18 protein-coding genes and 1 pseudogene are annotated in these 17,629 nt (G+C 64.9%); 6 read left to right on the top strand and 13 right to left on the bottom strand.

Annotated elements, in window-relative coordinates:
* Window positions 1–37 precede the first annotated feature (37 nt).
* Window positions 38–790, top strand: a complete 753-nt coding sequence (locus ROP_RS26800; protein ID WP_015889151.1) for an SDR family NAD(P)-dependent oxidoreductase — start codon at window positions 38–40, stop codon at window positions 788–790.
* A 29-nt stretch (window positions 791–819) separates the two neighbouring features.
* A complete protein-coding gene (locus ROP_RS26795) occupies window positions 820–1,248 on the top strand; it encodes a tautomerase family protein (RefSeq protein ID WP_015889150.1) in 429 nt (142 codons plus the stop codon).
* 57 nt (window positions 1,249–1,305) lie between these two features.
* On the opposite strand, the gene ROP_RS26790 is transcribed toward ROP_RS26795, so the two are convergent.
* The 9 genes from ROP_RS26790 to ROP_RS26750 form a co-directional block, all read right to left on the bottom strand.
* Complete coding sequence (locus tag ROP_RS26790; protein ID WP_043825372.1) at window positions 1,306–1,830, bottom strand: hypothetical protein; 525 nt, start codon at window positions 1,828–1,830, stop codon at window positions 1,306–1,308.
* Window positions 1,831–1,868: 38 nt separating this feature from the next.
* Window positions 1,869–2,528 (bottom strand): hypothetical protein, encoded by a 660-nt coding sequence (locus ROP_RS26785; RefSeq protein WP_015889148.1) that lies wholly within the window; start codon window positions 2,526–2,528, stop codon window positions 1,869–1,871.
* Window positions 2,525–3,223, bottom strand: a complete 699-nt coding sequence (locus ROP_RS26780) for a hypothetical protein (RefSeq protein WP_015889147.1) — start codon at window positions 3,221–3,223, stop codon at window positions 2,525–2,527. The genes ROP_RS26785 and ROP_RS26780 overlap by 4 nt, the downstream gene beginning before the upstream one ends.
* A 47-nt stretch (window positions 3,224–3,270) precedes the next feature.
* Window positions 3,271–3,804 carry a hypothetical protein gene (locus tag ROP_RS26775; RefSeq protein WP_015889146.1) on the bottom strand — a complete coding sequence of 178 codons (534 nt, stop codon included), beginning with the start codon at window positions 3,802–3,804 and terminating at the stop codon, window positions 3,271–3,273.
* A 10-nt stretch (window positions 3,805–3,814) separates the two neighbouring features.
* Complete coding sequence (locus ROP_RS26770) at window positions 3,815–4,468, bottom strand: hypothetical protein (RefSeq protein ID WP_015889145.1); 654 nt, start codon at window positions 4,466–4,468, stop codon at window positions 3,815–3,817.
* A complete protein-coding gene (locus ROP_RS26765) occupies window positions 4,465–4,920 on the bottom strand; it encodes a hypothetical protein (protein ID WP_015889144.1) in 456 nt (151 codons plus the stop codon). Before ROP_RS26765 ends, ROP_RS26770 begins: the two co-directional genes overlap by 4 nt.
* A 163-nt stretch (window positions 4,921–5,083) precedes the next feature.
* Entirely contained in the window at window positions 5,084–5,494 is a 411-nt protein-coding gene (locus ROP_RS26760; RefSeq protein ID WP_015889143.1) for an SCP2 sterol-binding domain-containing protein, read from the bottom strand.
* Between the two features lie 86 nt (window positions 5,495–5,580).
* Window positions 5,581–5,775: a ferredoxin gene (locus tag ROP_RS26755; RefSeq protein ID WP_015889142.1), complete on the bottom strand. Its 195-nt coding sequence runs from the start codon at window positions 5,773–5,775 to the stop codon at window positions 5,581–5,583.
* A gap of 131 nt (window positions 5,776–5,906) precedes the next feature.
* Window positions 5,907–6,941 carry a porin PorA family protein gene (locus ROP_RS26750; RefSeq protein ID WP_269454459.1) on the bottom strand — a complete coding sequence of 345 codons (1,035 nt, stop codon included), beginning with the start codon at window positions 6,939–6,941 and terminating at the stop codon, window positions 5,907–5,909.
* A 773-nt stretch (window positions 6,942–7,714) separates the two neighbouring features.
* On the opposite strand from ROP_RS26750, the gene ROP_RS26745 reads away from it, so the two are divergent.
* On the top strand, window positions 7,715–8,896 hold the full coding sequence (locus tag ROP_RS26745; RefSeq protein WP_015889140.1) for a thiolase family protein: 1,182 nt from the start codon (window positions 7,715–7,717) through the stop codon (window positions 8,894–8,896).
* On the opposite strand, the pseudogene ROP_RS41490 reads toward ROP_RS26745, so the two are convergent.
* The 3 genes and pseudogenes from ROP_RS41490 to ROP_RS26730 all read right to left on the bottom strand — a co-directional run bounded on the left by ROP_RS41490 (window position 8,883) and on the right by ROP_RS26730 (window position 12,303).
* Window positions 8,883–9,542: pseudogene (locus tag ROP_RS41490) on the bottom strand (formate dehydrogenase accessory sulfurtransferase FdhD). The gene ROP_RS26745 and the pseudogene ROP_RS41490 sit on opposite strands and share 14 nt — an antisense overlap.
* Window positions 9,543–9,709: 167 nt before the next feature.
* Window positions 9,710–11,998 (bottom strand): FdhF/YdeP family oxidoreductase, encoded by a 2,289-nt coding sequence (locus tag ROP_RS26735; RefSeq protein ID WP_231868989.1) that lies wholly within the window; start codon window positions 11,996–11,998, stop codon window positions 9,710–9,712.
* Between the two features lie 62 nt (window positions 11,999–12,060).
* Window positions 12,061–12,303, bottom strand: coding sequence for a hypothetical protein (locus ROP_RS26730; protein WP_015889136.1), 243 nt, complete (start codon window positions 12,301–12,303; stop codon window positions 12,061–12,063).
* Between the two features lie 615 nt (window positions 12,304–12,918).
* Here ROP_RS26730 and ROP_RS26725 point away from each other — a divergent pair.
* The 3 genes from ROP_RS26725 to ROP_RS26715 all read left to right on the top strand — a co-directional run bounded on the left by ROP_RS26725 (window position 12,919) and on the right by ROP_RS26715 (window position 16,505).
* On the top strand, window positions 12,919–14,004 hold the full coding sequence (locus ROP_RS26725) for a VOC family protein (RefSeq protein WP_015889135.1): 1,086 nt from the start codon (window positions 12,919–12,921) through the stop codon (window positions 14,002–14,004).
* A gap of 152 nt (window positions 14,005–14,156) precedes the next feature.
* Complete coding sequence (locus ROP_RS26720) at window positions 14,157–15,371, top strand: cytochrome P450 (protein ID WP_015889134.1); 1,215 nt, start codon at window positions 14,157–14,159, stop codon at window positions 15,369–15,371.
* A gap of 96 nt (window positions 15,372–15,467) precedes the next feature.
* The gene (locus ROP_RS26715) at window positions 15,468–16,505 is read left to right on the top strand and encodes an NADH:ubiquinone reductase (Na(+)-transporting) subunit F (RefSeq protein ID WP_015889133.1); all 1,038 of its coding nucleotides are present in this window, start codon (window positions 15,468–15,470) and stop codon (window positions 16,503–16,505) included.
* 103 nt (window positions 16,506–16,608) lie between these two features.
* On the opposite strand, the gene ROP_RS26710 is transcribed toward ROP_RS26715, so the two are convergent.
* Window positions 16,609–17,613: an AraC family transcriptional regulator gene (locus tag ROP_RS26710; RefSeq protein ID WP_015889132.1), complete on the bottom strand. Its 1,005-nt coding sequence runs from the start codon at window positions 17,611–17,613 to the stop codon at window positions 16,609–16,611.
* Window positions 17,614–17,629 lie beyond the last annotated feature (16 nt).

Raw genomic sequence — 17,629 nt, 5'->3', positions numbered from 1 at the left:
CCGGCCGCTCGCTCTTCCTTCCGAGGAGAACACTGCCGTGACGACACCCGACCTCTGCGTCGTCGACGGTGCGACCGGTGCGATGGGCACCGAGATCACGCTGCGACTGGCCCGCCGCGGGCTGCGAGTCCTCGCCGTCGCCCGCAGCACCGAGGACCTCGAGAAGCTCGCTGCGGCGGAGGACTTGATCAGCCCGTGCGTGGCCGACATCGCCGACGACAGTGCGATCGAAACGATCTCTGCTCGGCTGGATTCGCCTGTCCGGATGGCACTGTTCGCCGCCGGCCTGCCGGTGCGGGGCTCCGCCGACACCATCCCACCCGGCGACCTGGCCGTGGCTGTGAACATCAAGGTGGGCGGACTCGTGCGGCTGTTGCACGCCGTCCGGGACCAGTTCGTCGACGGCTCCCGCTTCGTGACCATCGCCGGTTCCCTCGGCCTCGAGCCCGGCCCGCTCGACGCCGCTCCCGGCACGGCGAACGCCGCCGTCTTCAACCTCATGCGTCAGCTGAGTGCGTTGTACGGGCCCAGGGGCGTCACCAAACATACGATCGCGCCCGGACCGGTGGACACGCCACGGCTCCGTGCCTTCATCGAAACCGAGGCCACGGAAACCGGACGGGATCCGGAACAGATCTGGGAGCGGTACCGCGCGAAGACCACCCTCGGCCGCCTGCCCACCCTGGAAGAGATCGGCTGGATCGTCGAGACGCTGCTCGCCCCCGAGGCCGCGGTGCTGCACGGGTCGGTGATCAATGTCGATGCCGGAACCCGGCGCGGAATCTCCTGATCAACTCTGCCCGGAAGGTACTGCGGCTCATGCCCGTTGCCCACTGCCACCTCGTCGAGGGCGCGTACACGCCTGAGCAGCACCGAGAACTGCTCACCGCCGCGAGTTGCTGCTATGCCGAGGTCCTGGACTCCCCGATCGAACGGGTCCGGGCTTTTGTCGTCCGTTACCACCCCGACGACGTCGCCGTCGCGGGGACCCTCGTCGGAGCGGGTGCACCGCCGGCGCCGGACTTCACGGCGATCGTGCTCGCCGGCCGCCCCGCGACGCAACGGCAGGAACTCGCGGCACGGTTCACCGATCTGATCGTCGACCTCCTCGGTGCGCAGCGCTCGCTCGTGCGGGGACAGATCGTCGAGGTCGACCCGGCGAACTGGGTGATCGCGGGGACCGCCGCCGCGACGACCCGTGCCAGTGAGATCGCCGGTCGCGGCGGCGCGGCGCAGACCCCGAGCTAGGGCATCGGCGGCGCCTTCAGCCGCCGATGCCCTCGCGCCGTTTGTCGCGGGCGTTTTCTACTTGGGGACTTTCGGTAGGAGAAGAGAGATACGCAGCTTCGAGTCGATCGTCTGCCCGAGAGCGAGGGATTGGTCGAGCAGCGGACCGAGTGCCTCCACCTTGGCGTCGGCTTCGCTGAGCGTGGTGACGATCGACGCGGCCGGCGCCGCGGCAGCGTTGGCCTGATCCGTCGCCGCCTGTCCGGCACCGATGATGCCCACGAGCGGTGCGTCCGCCGCTTGCAGCGCGGTCCCGAGGGCGGCCAGCTGCTCCCCGAGCGAGCCGAGAGTCTGGTCGGCGCGGGTCAGTGAGTCCAGTACCCCGACCACATGGGGCATGCTGTTGTTGATCGCCGCATTGGCGGGCGGTAGTTGCTGTGCTCCATCCAGTGCTTGGTCGGTGGTGCTGTCGACGATCTTCGCCTGCGCCACTCCGTCCTTGAAGATGTCGTTCGAGATGTTCAGATCGCGGGTGACGATGAGGATGCCGGCAAGTACGGCGATGGTGAATGCGAGGGCAACTGCCCAGGAGAGCCGAAGCATCGAGGATTCCGCCTTTCGAAAGGATCCGTGGTGCGCCGTCATGCAGGGGGCGCAGACGCCGGTGTGGGTGCAACGCCCAGCGGGGGCAGATTCAGGTCGTTGACCGGCGGGCCGATGACCGCGAGAAGGGGGCCGAACTCCTGAACGTGGGCGGCCTCCTCCCGGATGACCGACAAGGTGGCGGCGATCGCCGAGGCCTTCGGGCCGAGTTCGCCCAGTGAGCCGCCCACCGTCGTCAATCCTTGATGAATACCTTCCAATTGGGTGGTCACCGACCCGACCGCGGTGGACAGTCCGGCCACGGTCGGACTCGCCTGGTCGGCGCGAGTGGTCACCGAGGCCACCAGGTCGGGCAGCGGTTGTGCGGTGGTTCCGACAGAGGAGGTGGAGCCATTGACCGTCTTCGCCAACCCGGAAAGTTCGCCGGCCTTGGTGGTGAGTCCTTCCAGATCGTTGGCGAGCGGAGTGAGCGTCTGGATATCGGTTGCCAGTTGGGCGTGCTTGGGAAGAAGAAGAGCGGACAGAGAATCGAACTGGCCCGCGGAATCGATGAGTTCGAGGCTCAAAGCCGAGGGGCGGCCCAGCGGATCGCTGATATCGCGTAACGCCGGGAAGAAGCCGTTCAGCGTGCACAGGACCACGGCCGGAACGACGCCCAGGACCAGCACAACGAGAGACCATGCCTTTTTCGAGATCATCGATTTCCTTCCGGTGCGGGGATGAACGCGTCGGAAGCGGGCACGAGTGCGAGTTTGTTCGCCGTGCGGGTCAGTTCCGAATTGAGCTGAGTTGTCAGGTCGAGTGCTCGGGTGAGTTCGTCGTTGACGGTCGATACCGTGATATTCGCGTCCGCGGAGACCTGGTGCAGCGAGGCGGCCGACCCTTGCAGGGTCGTCGCGACTGATTCGAGCTGGCCCGCGATCTGAGTGTCGCCCTGGCCTGCTGCGACGAGTGCCTGAGCGTTGGGCAGTAGCGCGGCGAGGTGGTCGACGTCCGTAGCTGCTGCGGAATTCAGTTGTGCCAGGACTCCGTTGAGTTCGTCGAGTTGCCTGCGCGCGGTGGCGGGCGCAGTGAGATCTGCGCGCTGGGCGAAGAACTCGTTCGTCACCCGGAAGTTATCGACCACGGTGCGTGCACTGTCTTGCACGAGGAGGCCCTTGTGGATGGTCAGCAAAACCATCCCGAAGAGGACGACGGCGGTGACGGCCGCGGCGCGGCCACACCACTCGGTGACGACGGCGTACCGCGTCTGTGTCGGCCCAGATGTACCTGGCGGATTGGTCGGCGGGCTCTTTCGCTCAGGCAGCGCCGAGGTCGGTATGTCGAAGCGCTGATAGCCGGCCAGGCCTCGGCGCGAGAGAGATGCTGGAGACAAAGTGTTGCCCTGTTGCATATCACGTCCAGTCGGAGAAGGGGGTGGGCGGTTCGGTCGGTGGCGGTCTATCCGGGCAGGGGCAGCATCTGGTTGATCGTCTGTGCCGCCGCCACCGACCCCTCCAGGTCGCTCACCAGACCCTGCACGATCGCGAGGAGATCGCGGCCCTGTGCACCGAACGCTTCGGCGGATGACACCAAGGGCAGCACCGTGTTCTGGACCTCACCGAGAATGGACTGGATATTCTGCAACTGTTCGTTGGTCATCTGCGCCCCTGACGTTCCCTGGGCGAGCATCGCCGCGGCGGGGGTGATGGCCTCGTCGAGTTTGGTCAGAAGCGGACCGAGCGCCTCTGTGGAATCCAGTGCAGTTTGGGCGGTGTGCGTGAGTTCGGTCAACTGCTGTAGTTGTCCGGTCAGTTTGTCGTTGACGTCGACGATGTCCTGAGAGACACCGATGCTGGTCACATTGACCTGCTGCTGATTGTCGAGTCGGTGATTGAGGTTGTACACGACGAAGGTCAGCAGTCCCAGGACACCGACTGCGACGATCGCGAGGACCATGCGTGCCGGGCCACCGCGGCGTCCGAAGAAGATCACAAGGGGTTCCTTACTTTCCTGACAGGTCGTTTGCGGACTCTTCCGCCGAGACGCGGGCGTTGTGCACTTTCTCGGCGGTCGACCGTGCATCGTCGAGAATCGAGGCGAGCGTGGCGCGGTTGCCGGTCAACGCCGCAGTCGCACCGTCGACTGGGGGCTGGAGGGTGTTGATCTGTGCGGTCAGAGTGTCGAGGGAGGCCACGAGATCGTCGACATTCGTACCGGCCTGGTCGAGAGTGTTCTGAATATCTCCGCTGATTTGACCGATCAGCGTATTCAGTTCCGCTGCGACGGTGGCATCGGTTTCTTGGACGCTGGCCAGTGCCGCCTTCATCTTGTCGAGTGCGGCGAACGCGGAGAGGGTGACCTTTTCGTGTTCGACGAGTTCGGCGAGCGCGGGGTTGTAGTTGTTGGCGGACACCACCGCCTGGTCGAGCCGATACGGTGTCGCGGTCAGGTCGTGGATGCGGGGGTAGAGGTAGAAGGCGGTGATCGGGATCAGGGCGAGCAGGACGATGCCCCGCAGAACTTTCGTCCGCGTGGAGGCGCGACGCGGTTCGGTGTCTGATCGACGAACCTGCACTGGAGAGGATGCAAGCGGGACAGTCAGTCGCTCGTCGAATTCCCTGCCGGCACCGCGGTGAGGGCCGGTGAACGCGGTCATGTCGGGCTCGCAGACAGGAGGGCGATCGTGTGGAGCACGGTCGCGGTATGGGCGAAGAGTCCCTTGACTACCAGCCGGCGGGTCAGGATCGCCGCGAGCAGTCTCATGCCGCGACCGGTCACGAGGCCGAGTGCACCGAGTGGCCCCACCTTCCCTGGTAGCTGGGCGATGAGGTCGAGGTGTTTGTCGGTGACGATCAGGACCACGTCCGGCTGTCCGACGAGACCGTTGTAGACCACAGCCTCGTCGTCCCCGAACACGATCGTGCACGCGCTGTCAGTATCCGCGCTGACGATCGCCACGGGTCGGGCGAGTTTGTGCGCCAGGTCGATACGTGAGGGGGCTGCCTCGAGGTTCTCCCCGAGGTGAGTACCGACCAGGCCTGCGATGCTGTTGGCATCGGGTCCGTCGTACAGGGATACCGCGTACTTGGTGTGTTCGATTGTCGTCAATGTCAGCCTTTCGATGTTGGGTAATCGTTCGGCGTTGCGGCCTGTGACGCTGAGGAGCTGTCGATGGCCAAGCGGGTTCGGTCCGGGCACGAGGATGGGGCCGGTGAAGATACCGGCCCCATCGTCGATCGGGCGTCGCCGGGATGCTCCCGCTGTCAGCGGTTCAGGCGATGAGATCCTCGCGTCCAGCGTCCTTGAGGTCCTGGATGTAGATCGGGAAAAGGAATTTGGTGCTGGGGACCAGCTTGAGCACCTTCATGATCTGCCCCTCGGCCTTGACGGTGCCCTTCGTGAGAGCCATCGTCATATTGAGCTTGCCCTGCCAGAACTTGTTCGCGTCTTCCGAACTCATCCTCAGCGTGGCGTTCGGGGTGACTCCACCCTCCGCGACACTGGAATAGACCTTGTTGTTGGGCATGTCGAGCACGACCTCACAGACGGGGTCATGGCACGAGACGAGCAGAACCGCGCCGGTGGCGGTGAGTTTGGGACCGAGCTTTTCGTCCAGGTACGCCTTTTCGAAAATGCCTCCGACGAACTTGCGCAGGTCGGTGGGGTCGGTGAATGCGAGCATTGTTCTCTGCTTTCTCTCTGATGGGTGTTACTTGCAAGGGTTGTTCTGCCCGGGTAAGGCCCGGTGTCCGGTGCGAAAGGTCGGGTTCAGTGGTCGATCCGCAGAGCCGCGACCGGGCACAACTTGACCGCCGCTTCCGCCTTCGGGCGAAGAGCCTCGGCGGGAGAGTCGTCCAGGACGATCACCTCGTCGCCGTCATCGTTGAGGTCGAAGATTTCGGGGGCTGCGATGACGCATTCGCCGTGTCCTTCGCATCGGTCGTAGTCGACGTGGATGTCCATGCCCGCATCTGCCTTTCGTCTGCACAGGTGGCTCGGGGAGACCCGGTGGGTGTGGGCATGTTCAGCTCACCGAGCAACCGTTGGTGTACGGAGTGTGTGGATGGGTTCAGATCGGCGCCCGGCGCCTGCGGCTATCGGACCGTCAGGTTCTCCCGCTGCGCCGGAGACTGAATGATTGCGCGTGGGCGCCGCCGCAGGATGCCTATGAGCAGTACCAGCACACCGAGGACCAACAGGACGATCGGTGCGACCACACTGATCAGGTTCAGCTGCATTGCCTGCGACTTGGCCGAGGCCGCTGCGTCGCTGATCGACTGGTCGTTGAGAGCGGTGTCGATGGACAAGACGGGCATCACGGGAACCAACTGGCCGCCGATCTCCACATTCGCGATGATCTGCTGGTTCAATTGCGCATCGATCGGCGAGCCCAAGGTCTGGTCGGCGGCGAGGTTGATGCGGGTGACCGCGGTGTACGTGAACGGCACCGGGTCGGCGAGCTGACCGAGGGCCCCACCGAGACTCTGCTGCACATCCGCCGGCAGCAGGGGCGCGAGGGACCCGACCAGCGATTTGGGCAGCGCCGGCGGCAGCGTCCCTGCGATGGCGGGATCGCGCAAGGCGCCTTTCGCTTCCACTGTGTAGTTGAGTACGTCCCGGCCGGAGACGTTGCCCGAGTCGACGTAGGTCATCGGGACCGTGGTTCTGGTCGCGGAGTCGTAGTACTGGTAGCTCGCCGCCGGGTCCGGGTGCAGCGGAAGAGCGATGGTCATGCCGCTGTGCGGTTCGACCCCCTCAGCGGAGTCATCTGCCGCCGCGTCCATCGTCTTGCGGTCGATGGCGTAGGTGTGGTTGGACGGCACGGAGAGGCCGGGCGCCGCGAGGGTGATGTCGTCATGAGCGAGCGCGGTGTCACCGTCGGTGCTCGACACGTAGATGTGGCGATCAATGGTCACGGGAACATCGGACGCGATCACATTGGCGATGTCGCCGGACTGCAGGGCTTGGGCGTTGAGCAGCGTGCCGGTCCCCTCGTAGACGGGATTGACATCGAGGTCACCGGGCAACTTTGACAGCGTGGGCACCAGCACGAACCGCAGGAGCGCGGCGAGAGCGATGAACAGCACTCCCACGACCACAAAGATTTTCGAAGATCGTCTGACAAGCATCGACCGGTCCTTCATGTATTCGAGCGGTAGGTGAGGATGTGCCCCGTCGTTGCCACCGGATTTGGACCGCCTGCTCGGCTGTGTCGATCGTGCAGACCGGTGTGTGAATGGCAGTCCGTCGGTTCGTTGGGTAACCCTCATCTGTGGTCACGACGGAACACTGCCGAGACATCACCGCTTCGGTCCAGGGCTGTTCGCATATCCCGATCAATCGCGCGGAACCCGCGGGTCCATTGCCGTGATGCCGGACACAGCAACCGAAACTTTGTGACTGAGTGCACAAATGCAATTCGATTGGCGCCAAGACTCCGCGATCACACCGATCCGGCGGTCCGGGACAATTGCCACATTACCGCCGCATTCGTCCCGACATCTTGGCGCCGACACCATTTCGTCACGCACCGACACACACTGAGTTCGGCGCCGATCCCAGCGCCGAACTGCAAAGGACAGGCCCGTGTGATGAACAGCTTTGATTCAGCGATCGTCGAGTTCGCCTGCCGATGGCTTCCCTACGGCACTCCCCCGCCAGAAGAATTACTCACCCAATTCGGCATGACGAGTAGGAGATACGAGCAGCAGCTCAGCCGGATCCTGGACGACTATCCCTCGCACATTCCCCTCCATACGCGACGCAAGCTTTGGCTACACCTCGCTGACCGCCAAGCAGCACTGACACACGTGACGGCTTCCCCCGTGTGACATCGGCCTCCTCAGCCGGGGGCTACGGCACCAGCGACACACCCAACACGAACGATGAAGAAGGTCTCCCCATGAATTCTCCTGAACCGATCGTGGTAGTCGACGGCGCGAGGACCCCGATCGGCAGCTTCGGTGGCGCGTTCAAGGACGTGCCCGCCCACGAACTGGGTGCCACCGCCGCGAAGGCCGCACTGGACCGTGCCGGGGTGCCCGGCGGCGACATCGACGAGGTGGTGATGGGCTGCATCGGTCAGGTCGGACCGGACGCCTACAACGCCCGCCGCGTGGCCCTGGCCGCGGGACTGCCCGAGAAGACGCCGGCGTACACCGTCAACCGGCTGTGCGGGTCCGGGCTGCAGGCGGTCTGGTCGGCGGCGCAGCAGATGCGCTGGGGTGGGGTGAACTTCGCCCTCGCCGGCGGCGACGAGAGCATGTCCCGGATGCCGTTCTACGACTTCTCCGCCCGCTCCGGCTACAAGCTCGGTGACCGCACACTCGTCGACGGCACCGTCGCGATCCTGACCGACCCGTTCGGTGGCGTGCACATGGGCCGCACCGCCGAGGCCGTCGCCCGCAAATACGACGTGAGCCGGCAGCAGCAGGACGAGTTCGCCGTCGAATCCCAGCGCCGCGCCGCCTCCGAGGCCGCCAAGGCCGCGTTCGCCGAGGAGATCACCCCGGTGCAGATCGGGGGCCGCCGCCCGAAGACGATCGAGGTCGACGAGCACCCCAAGCCCGACACCACCCTCGAGACCCTCGCGAAGCTGCGGCCGGCGTTCGAGGAGGGCGGCACGGTGACCGCGGGCAACGCGTCCGGTATCAACGACGGCGCCGCGGCGCTGGTGCTGGCCACGGCGTCCGCGGCACAGGAGAAGGGCCTGACCGGGCTGGTCACCCTCGAGGCCGTCGCGACCGCGGCGATGGACCCGGCCCTGATGGGGTACGCCCCCGTGCTGGCGCTGGCGAACCTGTTCGAGCAGACCGGCACCACCCCCGGCGACATCGACGTGATCGAGCTGAACGAGGCGTTCGCGTCGCAGGCGGTCGCGGTGATCCGGGACGCGAAGCTGAACCCGCAGAAGACCAACCCGTACGGCGGTGCCATCGCGCTCGGGCATCCGGTCGGGGCGACCGGCGCGATCCTGAGCTTGCGGGTCGCCAAGGACCTCGTCCGCCGGGACCTCGAACTGGGCATCGTCACCATGTGCATCGGCGGCGGACAGGCCCTCGCCGCACTCTTCAAGCGCATCTGACCGACGGGGCGGTGACCGCGCGACGTCGGTCAGGTACGGCCACCGTCAAGGCCTCGGTCACGCGGGCGGCGTGGGTGTAGATATTCATGGTGGTGCCACGGAGGAACCCGATGAGGGTCAGCCCGGTGTCGTGGGCGAGGTCGATCGCCAGCGATGACGGCGCGAACAGGGCAGCGAGGATGGGGATCCCCGCCATCACCGCCTTCTGCGCCCACTCGAACGACGCCCGGCCGGACACCAGAAAAGCACCATGCCTCGCAACGGAACCCGGCCCTGTTCGGCGGCCCAACCGATCAGCTTGTCGACGGCATCGTGCCGGTTGCCAGGTCGACATCGAGGACGTTGTAGGTGTTGACACCGTAGTCGTCGACGCTATTGCAGTAGCGAATCGACGCGATGTCCGCGCGGTTGGCGATGATTCCCTCGGTCACGAGAAACCCCTGCGCCATTTCGATATCCGGGCCAGGAGCGTGCATCGTCATCGTCAGCGGCACAGGCTAACCCGGATCTCGAGGGGCTCCTCGACGACCACAGTGCCGACGCGGGTGCGCCGCTGCTCACCGTCGATGTGGCTGACCGGACGTCGCGTCGTTACTCGGCCCACTCGACCATCTCGCCGGCGCCGGTCGACTACAGACCGTGGCATTGGCATCCCCGCGTGTGCCGGGACGGTGATTCGAAGTGGGGAGGTCGGCGTCCGACGTTGCGGACGAACAGATAGATGAACGCTGCGAACGCGTGCAGGAGCAGAGACAGCACGAATTGCCCTCCTTCGAAGACCCCATCGTTTCCGGAGGTCCCACATTTTTGAGCTCAGACCCGCTTCTCGAGACGGATCGTGATCGCCTTCGACACTGGGGTGTTCGACTTGCGGGCCACGTGATCGAGCGGGATCAGTGGATTCGTCTCCGGGTAGTAGGCGGCGACGTTCCCCCGCGGCGTAGGGTACGGCACCAACCGGAAGTCGTTGGCGCGGCGCTCCTGCACTGTCCCGTCTGGGGCCTCCCACTCGGAGATCAGGTCCACCCGGTCCCCGTCGGTGTACCCGAGGGCGGCGATGTCGTCGGGGGCGATGAACAGCACCCGCCGTCCGCCCTTGACACCGCGGTAGCGGTCGTCGAGACCGTAGATGGTGGTGTTGTACTGATCGTGCGAGCGCATCGTCTGCAGGATCAACCGGCCCTCGGGCACCGGCAGCCAGGACAGCTCGTTGACCGTGAAATTGGCCTTTCCCGTGTCCGTCACGAACCGGCGCTGGTCCCGGGGTGGGTGCGGCAACCCGAACCCGTCCGGCCCGCGGACCTTGGCATTGAAATCCTCGAACCCGGGGATCACCCGGGCGATGGAATCGCGGATGCGGTCGTAGTCGGCGGTGAACTCCCGCCACGGCACCGAATGGTCGGGACCGAACAACGCCTGCGCGATCCCGCACACGATCGCGACCTCACTACGCAACTGGTCGCCGGCCGGCTTCAGGCTGCCGCGGGACAGGTGCACCATCGACATCGAGTCCTCGACCGTGACCTGTTGTTTGCGGCCGGCCTGGACGTCCTTGTCGGTGCGCCCCAACGAGGGCAGGATCAGCGCGGTCCGCCCGGTCACCAGGTGGGAGCGGTTCAGTTTCGTCGACACCTGCACCGTCAGCGCACACCCCCGCAGCGCAGTCTCGGTGGTCTCGGTGTCCGGGGTCGCGGATACGAAGTTGCCGCCCATCCCGACGAACACCGACGCCTTCCCGTCCCGCATCGCCCGGATCGAATCGACCGCGTCCAGGCCGTGCTCCCGCGGTGACCGGATGCCGAATTCGGCGTCCAACGCGGCGAGGAACGATTCGGGCATCTTCTCCCAGATGCCCATCGTCCGGTCACCCTGGACGTTGGAGTGTCCGCGCACCGGGCACACCCCGGCCCCGGGTTTGCCGATCATCCCCTGCAACAGCAGCAGGTTCATCGCGTCCTGGATGGTCGCGACCCCGTGCGTCTGCTGGGTCAACCCCATCGCCCAACAGATGATGGTCTTCTTCGAGGCGATCAACGCGTCCGCGGTGGCCCGGATCTGTTCGAGCGTCAGCCCGGTCGCCGCCGCCACCGTGCCCAGATCGACCTGCCGCAGATGCGCCGCGCACTCCTCGAAGCCCGCGGTGTGCCGGTCGATGAACTCGCGGTCCAGCACCGTCCCGGGATTGCGGTCCTCCGCCTCGAGCAGCAACCGGCCCAGCCCCTGGAACAGGGCCTGGTCGCCGCCGATCCGGATCTGCAGGAACTCGTCCGCGATCTGCACACCGTCGCCGACCACCCCGTGCACCTTCTGCGGGTCCTTGAACCGCATCAGCCCGGCCTCGGGCAGCGGGTTGATCGCGATGACCTTCGCCCCGTTGCCTTTGGCCTTCTCCAGGGTCGAGAGCATCCGCGGGTGGTTGGTGCCCGGGTTCTGGCCGGCGATCAGGATCAGGTCGGCGTTCTCGATGTCGGGAACCGACACCGACCCCTTCCCGATGCCGATCGTCTCCGTCAACGCACTGCCGGAGGATTCGTGGCACATGTTCGAGCAGTCCGGCAGGTTGTTCGTCCCGAACGCCCGGATCATCAACTGGTACACGAACGCCGCCTCGTTCGACGTGCGCCCGGACGTGTAGAACACCGCCTCGTGCGGCGACGCCAACGCCCGCAACTCGCCGGCGATCATCGCGAACGCCGCGTCCCACCCGATCGGCTCGTAATGCGACGATCCCGGCACCAACACCATCGGATGCGTCAACCGGCCCTGCTGCCCCAACCAGAACTCGGTACGACCCAGCAGATCCGACACCGAATGCGCGGCGAAGAACTCCGGGCCGACCGTGCGGGTGGTCGCCTCGTCCGCCACCGCCTTCGCCCCGTTCTCACAGAACTCCGCATGCTTGCGGTGCCCCGGAGTCTCCGGCCACGCACACCCCGGACAGTCGAACCCCTCCCGCTGGTTCAACTTCATCAACGTCCGGGCCGTGCGCACCGGACCCATCTGCTCGATCCCACGACGCAACGACACCAACACCGCAGGAACACCTGCCGCATAGGATTTCTCGTGCGTGACGACGACATCGGATTCGTCGATATCGGGCATATCGTGGGGCATGTCAGCGCTTTCGTCGAACAGCTATGAGGTTGAGAATCCGGAACCGCCTACTAGGGGACAGGAATGTTCGAACGCCTTCTTCGTTCCCGCCGCTCCAGCAGCTGCTTTTGGAGCATGATCCGGTCAACGTCGGAGAGATGACGCGAGGACATACTGCCAAGGATTTTGAGAAGTTGCTGATCGAATCGGAGTTCCGCCATACCGAAATCGACCAGGATTTCTTCGGGCGGCGGCCCGCCATACGGCAACCAGCGACACGCGAGCTCGAGGATCGCCGAATCCTGACTATCCACGCTCTCTCCTTTGCCGATCGCGAACTAACGCCGACTCGCCGTTCGATCCACCGATGTTGCCGCATGACGTCCTTGCCCTGGCATCGTTGCCGGAACTGTCGAACACACAGCCCTCGGAGACCACGTCGAAGTCGGTTAGTCGGGACAGACGGCAACACCGCTCATCTGACTCGACACGAAGAGGCTCCAGACTGAATGAGATCCTCGCGGTCGAGCCCGGCACGGGGTCTGTGTCAGTGACGGACGAGTTGCCGCACGCCAACTTCGGCCGTTAGACGCGGACTGACCTTCTACGTGAAGCCTCTCAGCTGGCAAACCCGCGGAGGTGTCGTTGACCCGGTCTCGGTCGGCGCTTCGGGGCCGTCTGCACGCGCGAAAGTCCAGAAAACGCAGACAAGCGTTGCGGACATCCGCTGGACGCAGAGTTTCGCAGTTACCGAGCGCTAGCGGGGTGATTTTCGTCGCTTATTCACTGATTCTGAATCGTGTAGCGCCCAGCCGGTGATTCGGATCACGCCCACTTCGACTGGCTGGATCACCAGTGGTGCGCACCCAGCCCCGTCCAAGTCGGCCAGTGGCGCTGCCATCGCAGCGCAGGCAACGAAGGAGAACGACATGAGTGACCCTCGGTTCGAGATTTCCCATCTCGCCCGTGCCGAACTGCTGAGCCCCAAGCCGCAGGAAACGGTGGACTTCTTCACCAAGTTCCTCGGGATGTACATCACCCACACCGAGGGGCAGTCGGTCTACCTGCGCGCCTACGAAGACCCGTACCAGTGGAGCCTGAAGGTCACCGAATCCACCCAGGCCGGACTCGGCCACGCGGCGCTGCGCACCAGCTCCCCGGAGGCGCTCGAACGGCGGGCAGCCTCGCTCAAGGACGCCAACGTCGACGGAGCGTGGCGTGAGAGCGACTTCGGGTACGGCAAGACCTTCACCTACCAGTCCCCGGACGGGCACAACCTGGAACTGCTCTGGGAGGTCGAGAAGTACCAGGCCCCGCCCGAGCTGCAGTCCAAGATCCTCACCCGCCCGTCCAAGAAGCCGCTGCAGGGCATCCCCGTCAAGCGCATCGACCACCTGAACCTACTCGCCAGCGACGTCAGCGCGGTGAAGAACTCCTTCGAGCGCCACCTCGGGTTCCGGACCACCGAACGCGTCGTCGACGGTGACACCGAGATCGGCGCGTGGATGAGTTCGAACATCCTCGGCCACGAGGTCGCGTGTCTGCGGGACGCGCAGGGCGAACGCGGCAAGATGCACCACCTCGCGTTCTACTACGGCACCGGCCAGCACAACATCGACGCGGTGGAGATGTTCCGCGACTACGACATTCGCATCGAAGCCGGCCCCGACAAGCACGGCATCACCCAGGCCCAGTTCCTCTACGTCTTCGAACCCGGTGGCAACCGCATCGAACTGTTCGGTGAGGTCGGGTACCTGCACCTCGACCCGGACGGTGAGACCAAGACCTGGCAGATGTCCGACATCGACACCGGGCTGGCGATCGGCGGCGCGAAGCTTCCGTGGGAGACCTACTTCACCTACGGCACCCCGAGCCCGCTCTCGCTCGACCAGCACATCGAGAAGTACGCGCACTTCGGCCCCGGCGGTCCCGGCCCCGACGCAGCGGCTGCCGAGCAGGCGGTCCCGGACGAGATCGACCACTCCCGCGCCGTCGCCGGCACACCTGCGTCCTGATACCACATTCCAACTGGGCCGGTGATCGGATCTGGTCGATCGAGCCACCGCACCTCACACCTGAACTCATCCACTTTCGCTCGGTTGTCGGTTCGCACGAGTGAACCAGCGCGAGTCCCCACTGCACGCGGGCCCGAAGCAGAAGGAGCACCATGACTTCCACCCAGAGTTTCATCGACGAGATCACGATCGAAGAGCTCGAGACTGACCCCTATCCGTTCTACGAGCGTCTGAGGAAGGAGGCCCCTGTAGCCTTCGTCCCTGCGCTGGGCATGTACATCGTGTCGACGAAGGAACTGTGCGCCGACATCGCCAAGGACGCCGAGAACTGGCCGGCCGTCATCTCTGCGGCCGGAGGCCGCACCTTCGGACCCGGCGCACTGCTCAACACGAACGGCGACGAACACCGCAAGCTGCGGGACATGGTCGAACCGCACCTGCAGCCCTCAGCGGTCGACAAGTACATCGATAATCTGGTGCGCCCCTTCGCACGTCAGCGACTCGCCGAGATCGAGAACGACGGAAACGCCGACATCGTGGCTGCGTACTGCGAGCCGGTCAGCGTTCGTGCTCTCGGCGATCTCCTCGGACTCGATGACGTCGGTACCGACAAGCTTCGCGAATGGTTCCACAAGCTGAGCGTGTCCTTCACCAACGCCGCGGTCGACGAGAACGGCGAATTCGCCAACCCGGACGGATTCATCCCCGGCGACGAGGCCAAGGCCGAGATCATCGCCCACGTCGATCCCAAGATCGACAAGTGGATCAAGGAACCCGATCACACCGCGATCTCCCACTGGCTGCACGACGGTATGCCCGAAGGTGAGACCCGCAGCCGCGATGTCATCTACCCCAACCTGTACGTCTTCCTCCTCGGAGCGATGCAGGAGCCGGGGCACGCGATGGCGACCACGCTGGCAGGACTGTTCACCAAGCCCGAACAGCTCGAACGGGTCGTCGACGACCCGGCGTTGATCCCCCGGGCGGTCTCGGAAGGCATGCGCTGGGTGGCGCCGATCTGGTCTGCCGTGGTCAAGCGCGCCGCGCACGAGGTCGAGGTCGGTGGCGTGACACTGCCGGAGGGGTCGATCGTGATGCTCTCCTATGGCTCGGCCAACCAGGACGAGAACGCCTACAACGCCCCGACTGAATTCGATATCGATCGGGCCCTGCTTCCGAACATGACATTCGGTGGTGGAAAGCACGCCTGCGCGGGTACCTATTTCGCCAACTCGGTTATCCGGATCGGCCTGGAGGAACTGCTCGAGGCCATTCCGAACCTGGAACGCGACGAGGCTCACGAGGTCGATTTCTGGGGCTGGGGTTTCCGTGGACCGAAGCAATTGTTCGTTAAATGGGAAGTGTAACGGAATCACATTTCCGGAGGTCCGAAGTGTCCGGTCCGGAGATTAATGGATCGCGCACTTCGGAAGCATTTTTATTGGATTGGAGCACTGTCGGAAATGGCTAATAACTACACGGTCCGTATCCAGGGTAAGAATTCGGACATCACCGTTGCCGAAGACCAATCCATCCTCGATGCGGCGCTGCGGGCGAACGAATGGCTTCCGCACTCGTGCACCCAGGGCACCTGCGGCACCTGCAAACTCAAGGTGCTGTGCGGGGAGGTACGCCACAACGAATCCCCCGAGTACACCCTGACCACGGACGAGCGCGCCGAAGGTTTGGCTCTCGGCTGTATGGCGACCCCCTGCTCCGATCTGACGGTCGAACCGATCGGCGGAGCCGGGGACGACGGACTTCCGCACTTCCCACTGCGTGATTACGAGGGCACGGTGACGGTACTCGAGGACATCGCTGCGAATACCCGCCGGCTCATGGTCGAGGTGGATACGCCGATGCTGTTCAATGCCGGTCAGTACGTCGAGTTGATCGTCCCCGGGCACAACGTCGGCCGGCAGTACTCGCTGGCCAATCCGCCGACGGAGACGCGGAACCTGGAATTCCACGTCAAACTCACCACCGGGGGTCTGGCCACTGACGGGTGGATTTTCGGGCCGATGCAGGTCGGTGAACGCATCTCTCTGCGTGGGCCGTTGGGCCAGTTCAACTTGGTCAAGCAGCAGGACGAGGCCGCGATCTTGATCGGCGGTGGTACCGGATTGGCGCCGTTGAAGTCGATCGTCCAGCATGCGTTGGCCGAGCGCCTGGTTCCGGAGTTGTATCTCTACCACGGTGGACGCCGCCAGGAGGATCTATACGACGTCGACTTCTTCCGTGACCTCGCACAGCAGCATGAGCACTTTCACTACCGCCCCGCGCTGAGCGAGGAACAGTGGGACGGGGCCATGGGCATGGTGACCGAGGTCGTGCTCGACGACTTCTCGTCCTGCAAGGGCATGAGCGCCTACCTGTGCGGACCGCCGGCAATGGTCGAGGCGGCGGTCAAGGCCCTCAAGCGACGGCGGATGGCGCCCCGGCTGATCTTCCGTGAAGAGTTCACGATCGCCGCACCGAACCTGGCCGCCGTGGTGCAGTAGCCACTACGCCCCCTCCCCCTCCGGATCAAGACGTTGGCGCTGACGGATCCGGACGGCACCGATCCCGCGGAAGTGAATGGACACGATCACTTCCGCGGGATCGTCATCTGCTACGGAACGGCACCGTGCGCAGGTCCTCCGACGGACTCACTCCGAAGGTCTCCTTGTACTCCCCGGCGAACCGGCCGACGTGCAGGAACCCCCACCGCTGTGCGATCTCGGTGACACCCTCGTTCGCCGGGTCCGCCTTGAGCAGGTCTTTGCGCGCCTTCTGCATGCGAATGATCTTCAGCTGCCGCATCGGCGTCGTACCCAACGAGTTCTGGAACCCTACCTGCAGAGACCGCACACTCACCCCGACGTTCTTGGCGACCTGCGCCACCGTCAGGGGCTGCTGCGCGTGCGCCTCGAGGTAATCGACGGCGAGCCGGACAATTCCCGGCAGGGCCGGCTCGGGTTCGTACAGCCTTGCCCTGTAGTCGTGCTCCGCGGCGACGAGAAGCCCGCTCATCAAGCACTCGGCCATCGGCGTCGAGACGATGGGATGCAGCGCCAACGCCTCGGGACTGTCGAGTTGATGAGACAGACCTTCGACCAGTGAAAGCCATTGACGGCCGACGACGGTGTCCAGATCGAGGTCCATGCCGAAGACGATCGGGTCGACGATCTCGGTTCCCAACCGTGCCGCGAGTTGATCCTCGAGTGCCCGGCGATCGATCTTCAGGGCCAGCACCGGGGTCGGATAGGGCGAGGCCCACCCACGCAGCAGGGTCCGTTGGTCGCACCGGTAGACCGCGGCGCGGTGGGGGGTCGCCACGGTCCGGGCGCGACCAGACCCGGTGACCAGCTCCCCCCGCATCGGGATGTTCACCTGATAGGAGTCGCGCAGCTCGTTGGTGAAGATTTCCACCTCGGTCGAATAATCCAGCCGGCCGAGCGTGACGGGACCGAACGAGGCGGCAGTCATTCGCATCTGAAAAATGTGCTCGTCTCCGAGGACGCGAACCTCATGGGGGTAGTAGAGATCGCTGCCGATGGCCCGCGCCTCGTCGATATCGTCGGAAAGAAACGTCTTCGTGCCGTTTCCGCGATCCGGGTCTTCGGTCATCTACTTTGTCGGTCTC

The sequence above is a fragment of the Rhodococcus opacus B4 genome, from assembly GCF_000010805.1.
GTDB lineage: Bacteria > Actinomycetota > Actinomycetes > Mycobacteriales > Mycobacteriaceae > Rhodococcus_F > Rhodococcus_F opacus_C.
Note: the sequence above shows the minus strand (reverse complement) of the source record. Positions and strands in the feature narration are given on the sequence as shown.